At 65.4% G+C, this 14619-nt stretch carries 11 protein-coding genes; 9 read left to right on the forward strand and 2 right to left on the reverse strand.

Going from position 1 to position 14619, the window contains the following annotated elements:
• The first annotated feature begins 368 nt into the window (after window positions 1-368).
• The 3 genes from C8J43_RS11555 to C8J43_RS11565 are packed head-to-tail and all read left to right on the forward strand — an operon-like array spanning window position 369 to window position 5049.
• Window positions 369-1712 (forward strand): MFS transporter, encoded by a 1344-nt coding sequence (locus tag C8J43_RS11555; RefSeq protein WP_133031026.1) that lies wholly within the window; start codon window positions 369-371, stop codon window positions 1710-1712.
• On the forward strand, window positions 1705-3822 hold the full coding sequence (locus tag C8J43_RS11560) for an alpha-galactosidase (protein WP_243645547.1): 2118 nt from the start codon (window positions 1705-1707) through the stop codon (window positions 3820-3822). The genes C8J43_RS11555 and C8J43_RS11560 overlap by 8 nt, the downstream gene beginning before the upstream one ends.
• Before the next feature lie 48 nt (window positions 3823-3870).
• Window positions 3871-5049 carry a glycoside hydrolase family 68 protein gene (locus C8J43_RS11565; RefSeq protein ID WP_133031028.1) on the forward strand — a complete coding sequence of 393 codons (1179 nt, stop codon included), beginning with the start codon at window positions 3871-3873 and terminating at the stop codon, window positions 5047-5049.
• On the opposite strand, the gene C8J43_RS11570 is transcribed toward C8J43_RS11565, so the two are convergent.
• Complete coding sequence (locus C8J43_RS11570) at window positions 4974-5999, reverse strand: LacI family DNA-binding transcriptional regulator (protein WP_121884952.1); 1026 nt, start codon at window positions 5997-5999, stop codon at window positions 4974-4976. The two genes, C8J43_RS11565 and C8J43_RS11570, sit on opposite strands and share 76 nt — an antisense overlap.
• A gap of 184 nt (window positions 6000-6183) precedes the next feature.
• Between C8J43_RS11570 and C8J43_RS11575 the strand changes: the two genes are divergently transcribed.
• The 4 genes from C8J43_RS11575 (at window position 6184) to C8J43_RS11590 (ending at window position 10255) form a co-directional block, all read left to right on the forward strand.
• On the forward strand, window positions 6184-8871 hold the full coding sequence (locus tag C8J43_RS11575; RefSeq protein WP_207893385.1) for a TonB-dependent receptor: 2688 nt from the start codon (window positions 6184-6186) through the stop codon (window positions 8869-8871).
• Between the two features lie 74 nt (window positions 8872-8945).
• Window positions 8946-9293, forward strand: a complete 348-nt coding sequence (locus tag C8J43_RS22340; protein WP_243645548.1) for a hypothetical protein — start codon at window positions 8946-8948, stop codon at window positions 9291-9293.
• Window positions 9294-9475: 182 nt separating this feature from the next.
• Window positions 9476-9844, forward strand: a complete 369-nt coding sequence (locus tag C8J43_RS11585; RefSeq protein ID WP_243645549.1) for a hypothetical protein — start codon at window positions 9476-9478, stop codon at window positions 9842-9844.
• 126 nt (window positions 9845-9970) lie between these two features.
• Window positions 9971-10255 carry a CsbD family protein gene (locus C8J43_RS11590; protein ID WP_060525355.1) on the forward strand — a complete coding sequence of 95 codons (285 nt, stop codon included), beginning with the start codon at window positions 9971-9973 and terminating at the stop codon, window positions 10253-10255.
• 448 nt (window positions 10256-10703) lie between these two features.
• Here the strand turns inward: C8J43_RS11590 and glpK are convergent, their stop codons facing one another.
• A complete protein-coding gene (gene glpK / locus C8J43_RS11595; protein WP_133031029.1) occupies window positions 10704-12188 on the reverse strand; it encodes a glycerol kinase GlpK in 1485 nt (494 codons plus the stop codon).
• A gap of 112 nt (window positions 12189-12300) precedes the next feature.
• Here glpK and C8J43_RS11600 point away from each other — a divergent pair, with 112 nt between their 5' ends.
• Both C8J43_RS11600 and C8J43_RS11605 read left to right on the forward strand, forming a co-directional pair.
• Window positions 12301-13815, forward strand: a complete 1515-nt coding sequence (locus tag C8J43_RS11600; protein ID WP_133031030.1) for a glycerol-3-phosphate dehydrogenase — start codon at window positions 12301-12303, stop codon at window positions 13813-13815.
• Window positions 13812-14600, forward strand: coding sequence for a DeoR/GlpR family DNA-binding transcription regulator (locus C8J43_RS11605; protein WP_133031031.1), 789 nt, complete (start codon window positions 13812-13814; stop codon window positions 14598-14600). Before C8J43_RS11600 ends, C8J43_RS11605 begins: the two co-directional genes overlap by 4 nt.
• Window positions 14601-14619 lie beyond the last annotated feature (19 nt).

Below are 14619 nucleotides of genomic sequence, written 5' to 3' on the forward strand. Positions count from 1 at the left end.
GCGATGATCGACGGCGATGTTGGGTGAGCTGCTTCAAATTACGTGTCGATGATTCCTGTATATGCGATTTCGACGCACCATCCCGCGCCGACCGATCGGCGAATCTTGACGATGCTTGTCACTCCCCGCCGACAAGTCGCCACATCGTTCGCGCTCTGGCAATGCAAAATTTCAAAAACTGAAACAGTTTTGTCGTTTTGTTGTAAAATTGCCGCAATCGATTTGACCGGGCCACGCGGGCGTAATTCGGTCGATGGGGCGCAATCTGTGCACCCATTGCAATCGATTGTTGCTTTTCGAGGCGACCGTTGTAGGGTCGTCTCCGATCCCGCGCAGACGGGCGTTTTTGCCAATGAGGATGGCCCGTCATGCGACTACCCGACAGCAAGCCGCATCTATCGCTGCCGCGCATCCTCGAGATGAACCTGGGGTTCCTGGGGTTGCAGTTCAGCTTCGGGCTGCAGCAGGGCAACATGGCGCCGATCTACAGCTATCTCGGCGCGTCCGAGGCGTCGCTGCCGTTGCTCCAGCTCGCCGGGCCGATGACCGGGTTGCTGATCCAGCCGTTGATCGGGGCGCTGAGCGACCGGACGGACTCGCGCTGGGGGCGGCGGACGCCGTATTTCCTGTTCGGCGCGGTGCTGTGCGCGCTCGGGCTGTTCTTCATGCCGCTCAGCCACTCGATCCTGATGGCGGTATCGATGCTGTGGATCCTCGATGCGGGCAACAACATCACGATGGAGCCGTACCGCGCGTACGTGTCGGACCGGCTGAACGAGGACCAGCACGAGATCGGCTTCCTGACGCAGAGCGCGTTCACCGGGCTCGCGCAGATGCTAGCGTTCCTGACGCCGTCGCTGCTGGTGTGGGCGGGGATGAACCAGGATTGGGTCGACACGCACAACATCCCGTACACCGCGCGGATCGCGTTCATGGTCGGCGCGGTACTGTCGTTCTCGACGATCCTCTGGTCGATCAAGCGCGTGCCCGAACTGCCGCTGTCGCTCGCCGAGCGCACGGCGATCGCCGCCAAGCCCAAGGGTTTCGCAGCGACGCTGAAGGAGATCGGTTCGGCGATCCGCGACATGCCGCCGGCGATGCGCAAGCTCGCGCTGATGAGCCTGTTCCAGTGGTACGCGATGGCGGCGTATTGGGGGTATGTGATCTATTCGATCGGCCGCTCGGTATACGGCACCGACGTACCGACCTCGTCGGGTTTCCACTCCGCGGTGCTGACGAACGGCGAGATGGCGGCGTTCTACAACGGCGTCGCGTTCGTCGCGGCGTTTGCGATGGTGCCGCTGGCGAAGCGGCTGGGCGCGGCGAGCTTGCACGCGCTGTGCCTCGTGCTGGCCGGGATCGGCATGTTGTGGCTGCCCCATATCGAGAGCAAGGCGCTGCTGTTCGTGCCCGCGATCGGCATCGGTATCGGCTGGGCCAGCATCATGGGCAACCCGTACGTCATCCTCGCCGGAGCGATCCCGCCTGAGCGGACCGGTGTCTACATGGGCATCTTCAACATGATGATCGTCATCCCGATGCTGCTGATCGCAGCGACCTTGCCGTTCTATTACGGGCCGTTGATGCACGGCGATCCGCGCAACGTGCTGACGCTGTGCGGGATCCTGATGTTCTGCGCGGCGGCGGCGGTGTGGACCGTGCGCGAACGCAATGCCGAAGGGCTTCCGGTCGGGGCGACGCAGCATGACTGAGCCGATGATCACGCTGACCGGCAGCACCATGAGTGCGGTTATCGAGCCGCGCGGTGACGCCCCGCCGGTCTGGCGCTGGTGGGGGGGGACGGTCGATGCTAGCGGCTTGCCCTCGCTGGCCGATACGCGGCCGGCGGCGTCCTTCTCGCTCGATATCGACCAGCCGTTACCGGTGGTGCCGCCGTTCGGCACCGGCTGGTTCGGACCGCCCGCTATTCGCGCGCACCGCGACGGCCGGCATTTCGCACAGTGGTTCGAGACCGTGTCGATCGAAACCGGCGACTATGGCCTGACTATCACGCTGGTCGACCGTGCTGCGCAGTTGACGCTGGTCCAGCGGATTGCCGTGGCCGGCGACATGCTGACGCTGTCGGCCGAGGTGATCAACGACGGCGACGACACGCTCGAGGTCGAATGGCTCGCCGCGGGGACGCTGCCGCTGCCGGGCGATTGCGCGCAGATCCACAGCTTCACCGGGCGGCACAATGCCGAATTCGTGCCGCAGACCGAACCGATGCCTGCGCATGGCTGGGTGCACGAGAACCGGCGCGGGCTGACCGGGCATGCGGGGCCACCCGGACTGTTCGTCAGCGGTCCGGCGAGCGGCTGGCACGCCGGACGCGTTCATGCCGCGCAACTTGCCTGGTCGGGCAATCACCGGCTCGCGATCGAGCGCGACGACGACGGCGTCTGGGTGTTGCAGATGGGCGAGGCGCTCGCGCCCGGCGAGATGCGGCTGGGGCCCGGCGACCGTTATGCGACGCCCGAGATGCTCGCAACCTGCTCGAGCGAGGGCCTCAACGGCGCGATGCAGGCGTTCCATGCCGCGATCCGCGCGCGCGCGCCGTGGCCGGTCGAGGGCATGCGTCCGCGCCCGGTTCACGTGAATAGCTGGGAAGGGTTCTATTTCGATCACGACGAGGCCGCGCTGATGGCGCTCGCCGACCGCTCCGCCGCGCTTGGCGTGGAGCGGTTCGTGCTCGACGATGGCTGGTTCAAGGGCCGCGACGACGACACCGCCGCGCTCGGCGACTGGGTCCCCGACCCGGCCAAATATTCGCGCGGTCTGGGGCCGCTTGCCGCACACGTCGTCGGGCTCGGCATGGAATTCGGGCTGTGGGTCGAACCGGAGATGGTCAACCCCGACAGTGACCTCGCGCGCGCGCATCCCGATTGGGCGCTGCATCTGGACGGCGTGCCGCAGCATAGTTCGCGCAACCAGCTGGTGCTCGATCTCGGGCGGGAGGATGTCCGCGACTATCTGTTCGACCGGCTCGATGCGCTGCTGACCGAACTGCCGATCGCGTATCTGAAATGGGATCACAACCGGGACCTCGCGGTGGCCGGCAGCGCCGATGGTAGTGCCGGCTATCACGCGCAGGTTCGCGGCGCCTATGCCTTGTTCGACCGGCTCGGTGCGGCGCATACGGCGCTGGAAATCGAGGCGTGTGCGGGTGGCGGCGGGCGGATCGACGCAGGGATCGCCGCGCGGACGCACCGGTTCTGGACCAGCGACTGTATCGACGCGGTCAGTCGGGTGCGGATGCAGCGCGGTTTCCTTCACTTCATGCCGCCCGAGATGATGGGCGCGCATGTCGGCGCCAGCCCGGCGCATTCAACCGGTCGCAGCCAGGGCATGGCGTTCCGTGCCGCGGTCGCGCTGCCGGGACATTTCGGCGTCGAACTCGATCCCGCGACTATGCCAGAGACGGACGCTGCGACGCTCGCGGCGGGAATCGCGCGGTACAAGGCGTTGCGCGACCGGCTGCATCGGGGTCGCGTCTGGCTGGGGGAGGGGCCCGACGGCCTAGTCTGGCAGGCGCACGGCGAGCCCGACGACCTGATTCTTCAGGTCACGCGCGTCGAACCGACCACCGTGCGCCGGCCGCCTGCGATTAGCTTGCCGATGCTTGCCGGGCGTGGTGCGTTCCGCGTCCACCTGCTCGACCTCGCTACCGAGGCGGGGCATCCCGCGCCCGATGCGCCGGTGTTCGCGGCGATGCGCGAGGGCGGCGTAATTTATTCGGGCGACTGGCTCGCGCAGGCCGGGCTGCCGACGCCGGCGATGAAGGCCGAGAGCGCCGCGCTGTTCCGGATCGAGCCCGCGTGAGCCTCCCAAGAATTCCTCCCTTTTTCCGTTTCTGACTCCAGGATAGCCATGCCCGCCATCACCCATTGGTCCGCCGAGATGCTCGGTCGGATCGCCGACCAGTCCGACGCCCAGCTTCCCGTCATCACCGCGGCCGACGTCGTGCCGGTCGTCGCCGACCGCGACGTCTGGGACATGTGGCAGATCGCCTATGCCGATGGCCGCACCGCGATGATCGACGGCCGCAGCTGGTGGTTCTTCCTCGCGACGCCCAAATTCGACGATCCCGACGATCGCCATGACGCGGCGCGGATCCGCCTGACCAGCTACGGCACCGATGGCTGGCGCGATCACGGCGAGACGTTCCCGAAAGGGTTTACGCCGGGCAGTCGCGAATGGTCGGGATCGGCGGTGCTCGGCGACGACGACACGACGTTAACGATGTATTTTACCGCGTCCGGGCGACGCGGCGGTCCGCGAACGTTCGAGCAGCGGCTGTTCGAAACGCAGGGGCGGTTCGTCGATGGCAGGACGTTCGACTGGAGCGAACCCGTCGAATCCATCGCCGCCGATGGTACCTACTATCTCCGTGCGGATCAGGTCGAAGGCGTAAATGGCCGGATTAAAGGCTTTCGCGACCCGGGCTATTTCCGCGATCCCGTCGACGCCACCGAGTATCTGCTATTCGCTGGTTCGGCAGGCTGGGTCGATGCGATCGACGACGGCGTGATCGGCGTGGCCGTGCGCGCCGCGGGCGATACACGCTGGACGATCGCTCCGCCGCTGGTCGAATCGATCGGCGTGAACAGCGAACTCGAGCGACCGCACATCATCCTGCGCGACGGGCTTTATTACCTGTTCTGGTCGACCCAGGCGAAGCGGTTCGCGCCCGGCATCGTCGCGCCGACCGGACTGTACGGGATGGTCGCGGACACGATGGCTGGGCCGTGGCGTCCGCTCAACGGATCGGGACTGGTCGCAGCAAACCCGGCCGCGGAACCCTTCCAGGCGTATTGCTGGTGGGTGACGGGCGAGCTCGACGTCATCAGCTTCGTCGATTTCTGGGGTCTCAAGGGTGTCGCGCCAGACACAGCCGAGCGTCGCCGCGCGCATTTCGGCGGTACCGCCGCGCCGTGGTTCCGCCTTCTACTCGACGGAGACCATGCGTCTGTTCAGGTAGAGTCGCGCTCCACGAGCACTGGCACCATCTCGACCGACGGTGAATCCTCGCCCGCCAGCCGGGCGTAGAGCGCGGCGACCATCGCCTTGGCGCCGGCAGCGATGTCCTGGCGGATCGTCGTCAGCCGCGGCACCGTCTGCCCGGCGAGCGGCAGGTCGTCGAAGCCGACCACGCCGATCGCGTCGGGCACCGAGAGACCGTGATCGGCCAGCACGCGCAGCGCGTTCATCGCGATCACGTCCGACGCGCAGGCCAGCCCGTCGATGTCGCGGCCGATCCGCGCGACATGCGCCGCGATCTCGTGCTCCATCACGTCCGAAGCAAGATGTGTGTCGAGCTGGAGGGGAGGGGGCAGCCCGGCGGCGGCGGTCGCGGCGACGACGCCTTCATAGCGCTGACGGATTTCAGGCGTGCGCACTTCACCGAGGAACGCAAGGCGGCGTTTACCGCGCGCGATCAGATGCTCGCCCGCCATGCGCCCGCCGCCGACATTGTCGGTGCCGATCGCGCAGTGGACCTGACCGTCCCAGTGGCTGCCCCACGCGACCAGCGGGCGGTATTGCCCGGCAACGCGCTCGATCGCGTCGAACTGCGTCGACTGGCCGATCACCAGCACGCCGTCGAGCATCCCCGAATCGACGATAGCCTCAAGCCAGTCCTCGGCATCCGGAATGATCCGTGACAGCATCACGTCATAGCCGTTTTCGGTCAGCGCATCCGCCAGATGGCCGAGCATCGTCATGAAGAACGGGTCGGAGATATGCTGGCGGCGTTCGTGACCGAGCGGGACGACGACGCCGATCACGCCGGTCCGCTGAGTCCTGAGCCGGCGCGCCATCTGGTTCGGACGGAAGTCGTGTTCCGCCGCGAGCGCCTGGATCCGTGCCCGCGTCTCGGCATTGACCAGCGATTTGCCCGCGAGCGCTCGTGACACGGTCCCCGCCGACACACCCGCCAGCTTGGCGAGTTCGGCGATGTTGCGCACCCGCCGTCCCGTCCTGCCCAGTCCCTCGTCCATCGCTTGTTCCGCTCGGTTGATCGCGTGCCTTGTCGGGCGCGTACCATGTTCCGTCAACATCATCCCAAAAACCTCGACAATCGATTGCGAAATGACTGTTGCAATCGATTGTAAGTGGTTTTAGAGGGCGATTATCGAGCGGCTCGGAGAAGGTCGCGTCATTATCCCAAGGAGGGGACCGATCATGCGCCTGCCATCGACGTCACTGGTTTCGCTTGCTGCACTCGCCGTAGCGCTGGGGGCCACGCCCTCGTTCGCGCAGGTCGCGACGGTCCCGACGCCAGCGTCTGGTCAGCCCGGTGCGCCTTCGGTGCAGGCGACCACGCCGCAGCCCGGCCAGGCCGCGAACGGTTCTGCGACCGCGACCACCAAGACCGCGATCGACGGTTCGCCCGTGGCGGCAGCGACGACCGCGGACGACAGCGGCGCGTCGGGCCAGTTCCTAAACGACATCGTCGTCACCGGTTCGCGCCAGGGCCAGACCAAGTTCCGCAGCTCGACCTCGGTCAGCGACGTCACCGCCGCGCAGATCACGCAGTTCACGCCGCGCTCCGAGGCCGACGTCCTCCACCTGATCCCCGGCATCCGCGTCGAATCGACGGCGGGCGCGGGCGGCAATTCGAACATCACCGTGCGCGGCCTGCCGCTCGCCTCGGGTGGCTCGAAGTACGTCCAGCTGCAAGAAGACGGCCTTCCCAACGTTGAGTTCGGCGACATCGCGTTCGGCAACAACGATTTCTGGCAACGCTACGACTACACCGTCGACCGGTTGCAGGCAGTCCGCGGCGGCACCTCGTCGACCGGCGCCTCGCAGGCGCCCGGCGCGGTCATCAACTACGTGTCCAAGACCGGCGAGACCGCGGGCGGCCGCGTCGGCGTGTCGACCGGCCTCGGCTATAACGACAAGCGGGTCGACTTCGATTACGGCGCGCCGATCAGCGACACGCTGCGCTTCAACATCGGCGGTTTCTATCGCAACGGCGAAGGCCCGCGCGATCTCAGCTACACCGCGGAGAACGGTTACCAGGTGAAGGCGAACGTCACCAAGACGTTCGACAACAACGCCGGCTATATCCGCCTCAACTTCAAGCGGCTCGACGATCGTGCGCCGACCTACACATCGATGCCGTTCGGCGTCCACGTCAAGGGCGACACGATCACCGGCTATTACCCGCTCGACGGCTATGACGCGCGCAAGGACACGTCGTTCTCGAGGAACAACCTGACCTTCCCGGTCGTGAATTCGGACGGTTCGGTCTCGCAGGGCAACAACAAGGACGGCATCTCGGTCCGCTCGACCACTGCGGGTGGCGAACTCCACTACGACTTCGGCAAGAATCTCGCGATCGACAACCGCTTCGCCTATACCTGGAACAACGGCGTGTTCTCGGTGCCGTTCTTCGGCAGCCTGACGAACGTCAGCGCGCTCACCTCGGGCGCCAATCCCTACACGGTCACCACCGCGAACGGCACGACCTACACCGCCGCCAGCGCACGCTATGCCAACGGGCCCAACGCGGGTCAGACCGTCGCGGGCAACGCGGTCGTCAACGGCAACCCGACGCTGCGCACCGCGATGAACAACATGAACCATTGGGCCAACGATTTCGGCGTGACGGGCAAGTTCGACGTCGGCGCCGGGAAAGTCACCGCCCGCGCCGCCTATTACCATTACAACCAGACGATCAACATGGACTGGCAGTGGAACGGCAGCCTGACCGCGGCAACCGCGAACGACCCGGCGATGATCGACCTGTACAACGCGGCGGGCGTGCGGCTGACCGACAACGGCATCACCGGCTACAACACCGGCTTTGGCGCCTTCAACCGCCATTACGACCTGAACTATGCCGGCAACGCACCCTATGCGACGCTGAACTATGAGGACGACCATGTCAGCCTCGATGCGAGCGGGCGGTATGAATTCCTCCACGCGTCGGGCGATTTCTTCCAGACCGCCGCCACCAAATCCGCGCTCGACGTCAATGGCGACGGCGCGCTGTCGGTGGCCGAGCAGAATACGTATTTGAACAGCGGCGTGGCGCAGAAGATCGATTACAGCGTCAACTACTTCAACTGGTCGCTCGGCGCGAACTATCGGTTCAACGGCAACACCAGCGCGTTCATCCGCGTCAGCCAGGGCCACCGCGCCAATGCGGACCGGATCGTTTCCGACTTCCCCGGCGCGTTCACCGCAGCGGGCAGGCTGACCGACATCGGCCGCTCGGTCGCGGTCAATCCGGTGACGCAGCAGGAGCTGGGCATCAAGCAGCGCGGCAATGTCGGCGGGTTCAGCTACGGCGCGTTCCTGACCGGCTTCCGCAGCCAGGCGACCGAATACAATTACGACCTCACGCGCCCGGTGGGCCAGCGCCAGATCTTCCAGCGCTACAAAACCTACGGCGCCGAGCTGGAATCGCAGATGTCGTACGAGCATTTCGCGCTCAACGCGAACATCGTCTACACGCATTCGCGGATCGCGCAGGATCTGATCGGCAACAATTCGGGTAACACGCCTGCGGCGACGCCGGACTTCATGTTCACGATTTCGCCGTCGTTCAATCTGCCGCTGGGATCGATCGGCTTCACGTATCTGGGCCAGACCAAGACCTATACGGACTCGAGCAATCTGCTGAAGCAGCGCGGGCAGGGGATCTTCAACGCGTTCGTGTACGTCAAGCCGGTCGAGCCGCTGACGATCAGCCTGAACGTCGCCAACCTGTTCAACAGCTGGGATCAGTCCGGCCGACTCGATCAGGCGTCGGTCGGCGACCTTGCCACGACGGGTTCGCTGTATGGCGTCGCCTATGCCGGTACCAACCGTGCAGGGTTCGGGCGGACCTTCTCGCTGTCGGCGAGCTACGCGTTCTGATCGTCGATCCCTGGGTCTGACCGAGCGAACTATCACCGCCGCCGGCTGCGAAGTCGGCGGCGGAATGCCGTCGGGTGTCGTGGCCGGACCCGACGAAGCAGCCGCGAACAGATGATGAGGAATGTGACAAAAATCACATGGAACGTTGCAGGATCGTCATCGGTATTTTGCGGGTCTGCATTAACGAAAAGGAAGTCCGTATGCGTCGCAGTGCTCTGTTCATTCTGCCCATGATGATGCTGTCGGTCTCGCCCGCGCTGGCCAAGGGTTGCATCCGCGGCGCGGCGGCTGGCGGCGTCGGCGGACACTTCGTTGGCAAGGGCCATGCCGTGATGGGTGCCGCCGCCGGCTGCGTGATCGCGCACCATCACTACGCCAAGCAGGCCCGTGCCCAGAAGGCGGCGGCCCGCTCACACGGCTGAACCTGAACGCTACGCTTCGCTGACGACTGCCGTTCAGCGAAGCGTATGCCCGGCACGCGGCGGGTGCATAAAACACAGGTTATAGTACCGAAATACCTGAATATATCTTCGGCCCTGTGAGTTCATGTCCGGGGAGTATGTGCTTCAGTCTCGGCGGAGTTTGAGCGTCATATCCCCACAACATGGGGCTTATCATGATCGATTTCCGGACAACCTTTCGCCTCACGACCGTTAGCGCCGGGGCACTTGCGCTCGCCGCATGCGTCGATCCCTCGGCCAAGATCGCCACGTCGCTCGAGGGCTATGGTTTTCAGCCTGCGCAATCGCAGTGCGTCGGTGACCTCCTCGAAGCCAATCTGTCGATCGGGCAGCTTCAGCAACTCGGCCGCGCCGCCAAGGCATCGCGCCAGGGGGACACGACGCCCGGTCGGCTGACGATCGGCGATTTTGTTCGCGTGTCGGGGCAGGTGAAGGATCCGAAGGTGCCGCTCGAAGTCGGCAAGGCCGCTGCGGCTTGCGGGCTCCTGACGGACCCGGCTTCCCCGCTTTAAGCGTTCCGTCATTCGCGCGACGGACACGCGGGCGCGATCATCGCCAAATCAAACGGTCGGGATACGGACCGATTTTCAGACGTTTCGCATCCGGTTCATTCTTACACGCAACCAAGGAGATACATCATGAACAGCGACACCATCACCGGCACGACCTCAGATCTCGGCGGCAAGCTCAAGGAAGGCCTCGGCAACGCGATCGGCGACAAGTCGCTGCAGACCGAAGGCGCCGCCGACCAGCTGAGCGGCACGGTTCAGAAGACCTATGGCCAGGCCAAGGACGCCGTGGAAGACAATATTCGTCCGGTGATCGACTATGTCCGCCAGTTCTCCAAGGAGCGTCCGTTCACCGCCGCCGCCGTGGCAGGCGTTCTCGGCATCGCGCTGATCAACACGCTGCGCGGCAAGTAAGCACTCCGGCGGGGGCGCCAGTCGCCCCCGCCGTAATCTCGAACCATGACGAACGACCTCGCGTCCGGTGAACTCAAGCCTTGCCGGTGGCGACACACTTAGTGGAAGCAGCCTGATATGACGGGCCACACCGACTTCAATGCCCGGTACGATACGCGTTATAACCCTGCGGCCAGGAAAATCCGATCGGACGAAGAGTGGGAGGGGTTGTGGCATGCCGACGACCTCGGCGCTCGTCCCGGTCGCATGGTCGAACTCGGTATCGCCGCTCTGGGAGCAGCCGTCGCTTTGCTTGTCGTTCAGCGCGGATGGCGTCGCGTTTCGGCACCCGTGAAGCGGTTCGTACCCTCGGCTGCCGACATCCATGTCCGGATGCCGCCTCCGCGTTGACCAAGGCACCCGACAGACGGTTTCCCGGCTTCTCAAATTCGGGCGTGTCGGATTACAGCTACCTGAGCGTCCGTTGCAGCGCATCGTGCCAGCCGGCTACGAGCTTCGTGCGTTGATCGTCTGACATCGCAGACTCGAAACAGCGATCACGCGACCAAAGCGTTTCCAGCTCGTCGAGACCCGACCACACACCGGTTGCCAGCCCCGCGTGAAAGGCCGCTCCCCGTGCGGTCGTCTCCAAATCCCCCGGGCGCTCGATCGGAACTTCGAGAAGGTCGGCGAGGAAGCCGCAAAGCCAATCGTTGGCCGCCATGCCGCCATCGACGCGCACGCTGGCGGGCCTTCCGCCGCCGTCCGCGATCATCGCCGCCACGAGGTCGAGCGTCTGGTAGCCGACCGCCTCCAGTGCGGCGCGTGCAAGATGCGCCTGCGTCGCGCCGAGCGTCAGTCCGAAGATCGCTGCGCGCGCGTCGGCATCCCAGTGCGGCGCGCCCAGCCCGACGAAAGCGGGCACCATATAGACGCCGTGATTGTCGGGCACCTGCGTCGCCATGTCGTCGGTATCGCGCGCATGCGTGATGACCCCGATCCCGTCGCGCAGCCACTTCACCGCCGCGCCCGCCACGAAGATCGATCCCTCCAGCGCGAAGGTGGTTTTTCCCGCCAGCCGGTAGGCGGGAGTCGTCAGCAACCGGTGTTTCGATCGGATCGCCTCGGCCCCTGTGTTGAGCAGCATGAAGCAGCCCGTGCCATAGGTCGACTTGGTCATCCCGCGCGCGAAGCAGGCCTGGCCGAACAGCGCCGCCTGCTGATCGCCGGCGATGCCCGCGACGGGGATCTGCGCATCGAACAGACCGGGGGCCGTCACGCCGTAGTGATGGGCGTTGTCGTGGACCTCGGGCAGCATCGCGATCGGCACGCCGAGCAGGTCGCACATCGCGCTGTCCCAGCGGTCTTCCCGGATGTTCCAGAGCAGCGTGCGTGACGCGTTGGTGACGTCGGTTGCGTGGACGGTGCCACCGGTCAGCCGCCACAACAGGAAGCTGTCGATCGTTCCGAATGCGAGCAGGCCGCGCTCGGCACGGTCGCGGGCGCCCGCGACGTGATCGAGAATCCACGCGACCTTGGTCCCCGAGAAATAGGGATCGAGCAGCAATCCGGTGCGCTTGCGCACCTCGTCCTCGGCGCCCGCCGCGCGCAGTTCGGCGCATCTGGCCGCGGTACGGCGATCCTGCCACACGATCGCGGGATGGATCGGGGTGCCCGTCGCGCGATCCCAGACGACCGTCGTCTCGCGTTGATTGGTGATACCGATCGCCGCGATGTCGCGTGCGGCGACGCCGCTCCTGGCGATCGCCTCGTGCGCCGTCGAGAGGACATCGCGCCAGATGTCTTCGGGGTCATGTTCCACCCAGCCCGGTGCAGGATAATGCTGCGCGAACTCGACCTGCGCCGCCGCGACGCACTTGGCTTTGGAATCAAAGACGATGCTGCGCGTCGACGTGGTCCCCTGATCGATCGCGAGGATGTGCTTACCGGTCATGTGATCCTCTCCGCTTGCGCCTGACTTGTGCCGGTTTGAAAGGACGGTCAATCCTTTCGTTTGGCTTCGTATTGCGATAAAGCGCGTGTAATCGAAAGCGGAAGGCTATCCCGTGCATTCATCTCCGTCTCCGGACTACGACCTGCTGATCGTCGGTGGCGGCATCAACGGCGCGGGGATCGCGCGCGATGCGGCAGGACGCGGCTTGCGCGTGCTGTTGGTGGAGCAGGACGATCTCGCCAGCCACACCTCGTCCGCCTCGACCAAGCTCATCCATGGAGGGCTGCGCTATCTCGAATATGGCGAGTTCAGGCTGGTGCGGGAATCGTTGATCGAGCGCGAGCGGCTCTGGGGCATGGCGCCGCATATCATCTGGCCGCTGCGCTTCGTCCTGCCGCAGACGCAATCGCCGCGTCCCGCCTGGATGGTGCGGCTCGGCCTGTTTCTCTACGACCATCTCGGCGGGCGGAAGCGGCTGCCGGGGACCGAAACGATCGCGCTCGACCGATCGCCGGTTGGCAACGGGCTTGCCGATCGACAGGGCAGGGCTTTCGTCTATTCGGACTGTTGGGTCGAAGATAGCCGCCTCGTCGTGCTGAACGCGCGCGATGCCGCCAACCGGGGGGCGGAAATCCGCACGCGCACCCGGCTGCTTGATGCCCGCCGGGAGGGTGGTGAATGGACGGCGACAATCGTCGATGCGGGGGGCGAGCGTCGGATACGCGCAAAAGCGCTGGTGAATGCCGCGGGCCCGTGGGTCAGCGACGTGATCGGTCGCGCGGAGGGTATCCGCAGCGAGAGCAAGGTGCGGCTCGTCAAGGGCAGCCATATCGTCGTGCCGCAACTCTACGAGGGCGCGCATGCCTTCATGCTGCAGAACGAAGACCGCCGGATCGTCTTCGCCATCCCCTATGAGGGCAAGTTCACGCTGATCGGCACGACCGACCAGCCATGGGACGCCGCGCCCGGCACGCCGGTCATCAGCGACGCGGAAACGGCGTACCTCATCGCGACGGTAAACCGCTATTTCACGCGCCAGCTGACGTCGGACGATGTCGCGTGGAGCTACGCCGGGATCCGTCCTTTGCATGACGATCATGCGGGAAACGCCTCCGCCGTGACGCGTGATTACGTGCTCGATCTGGACGCGGGCGAGGGCAAGGCGCCGATGCTCAGCATCTTCGGCGGCAAGATCACGACCTATCGCAAGCTCGCCGAACACGCGATGGCCGAACTGGCGAAGGTCATCCCCGCGATCGGCCCGGCCTGGACCGCCGGCATCGCGCTGCCGGGCGGCGATATGCCGGAGGCGGATTTCGATCGGTTCCTTGCAGGGCTGACGGCCGCGCGGCCCGGATTGCCTTCCGCGTTACTTCGTCGACTGGCGCGTGCCTATGGTACCGATGTCGATGCGCTGCTCGGCGATGCCGTCGATATCGCGGCGCTCGGCGAAGATTTTGGCGGCGGCTTGACCGAGCGTGAGGTCGACTATCTGATCGCGCGCGAGTGGGCGCAAACGAGCGACGACATCCTGTATCGACGCAGCAAGCTAGGGCTTCATGTCCCGTCGGGGACAGCCGAGCGACTGACCGCCTATCTTGAAGCCCGACCGTCGACCCGAGCATGACCCCGGCGCCGCTCGAACACGCCGTGCTCCGCCACCGTCGGATCCTCGAACTCGCGCGCCAGACCGGCAGCGTCAGCGTCGAAGCGCTGGCGGCTGAGTTCGGCGTCTCGTCGCAGACGATCCGCAAGGACCTGAACCAACTGTCGAAAACGGCGATGGTGTCGCGTGTGCATGGCGGTGCGGTGGCGACGTCGGGAGTCGACAATCTCGATCATGGTGTACGACGAGCGTTCGCGTCGGAGGCGAAGGCCGCGATCGGCGCGGCGGCGGCGCAGCTTATCCCCGACGGCGCCAGCCTGTTCATCAATATCGGCACGACAACGGAGGAGGTTGCTCGGGCGCTGACCGGTCATTGCAACTTGCTGGTGATCACCAACAACCTCAACGTCGTCGACATCCTGCGCGACACGCCGTCGATCGAGATCCTGATCGCGGGCGGTCGCGTCCGTCCTGCCGACCGGGCGGTCGTCGGCACGCTGGCGATGGATTTCATTCGTGGCTTCAAGACCGATTTCGCGATCGTCGGTGCGTCCGGGATCGATCGCGACGGTACGTTGCTCGATTTCGATGTCGACGAGGTGCGCGTGTCGCAGACGATCATCGCGCAGGCGCGGAAAGTGATCCTCGTCGCCGATCGCTCCAAGCTCCATCGGCCTGCTCCGATCCGGATCACCGGCCTCGATGCGATCGATTATTTCGTGACCGACCGTCTTGGCGATTCCGCCATCCTCGCCGCCTGCCGGTCGGCGAATGCCGAGCTCGTGGAGGCCGCGCCCAGCGACTGATCCGAACCTCGGCGAACTG

Origin of the sequence: Sphingomonas sp. PP-CE-1G-424 (genome assembly GCF_004341085.1) — a bacterium.
Classification (GTDB): Bacteria; Pseudomonadota; Alphaproteobacteria; order Sphingomonadales; family Sphingomonadaceae; genus Sphingomonas.

Coding starts and splice junctions, on each gene's coding strand:
- C8J43_RS11570 (WP_121884952.1), bottom strand. CDS start 5,999: ATGGACGAGGGACTGGGCAGGACGGGACGGCGGGTGCGCAACATCGCC.
- glpK (WP_133031029.1), bottom strand. CDS start 12,188: ATGACCGGTAAGCACATCCTCGCGATCGATCAGGGGACCACGTCGACG.
- C8J43_RS11560 (WP_243645547.1), top strand. CDS start 1,705: ATGACTGAGCCGATGATCACGCTGACCGGCAGCACCATGAGTGCGGTT.
- C8J43_RS11590 (WP_060525355.1), top strand. CDS start 9,971: ATGAACAGCGACACCATCACCGGCACGACCTCAGATCTCGGCGGCAAG.
- C8J43_RS11585 (WP_243645549.1), top strand. CDS start 9,476: ATGGGGCTTATCATGATCGATTTCCGGACAACCTTTCGCCTCACGACC.
- C8J43_RS11575 (WP_207893385.1), top strand. CDS start 6,184: ATGCGCCTGCCATCGACGTCACTGGTTTCGCTTGCTGCACTCGCCGTA.
- C8J43_RS11565 (WP_133031028.1), top strand. CDS start 3,871: ATGCCCGCCATCACCCATTGGTCCGCCGAGATGCTCGGTCGGATCGCC.
- C8J43_RS11555 (WP_133031026.1), top strand. CDS start 369: ATGCGACTACCCGACAGCAAGCCGCATCTATCGCTGCCGCGCATCCTC.
- C8J43_RS11605 (WP_133031031.1), top strand. CDS start 13,812: ATGACCCCGGCGCCGCTCGAACACGCCGTGCTCCGCCACCGTCGGATC.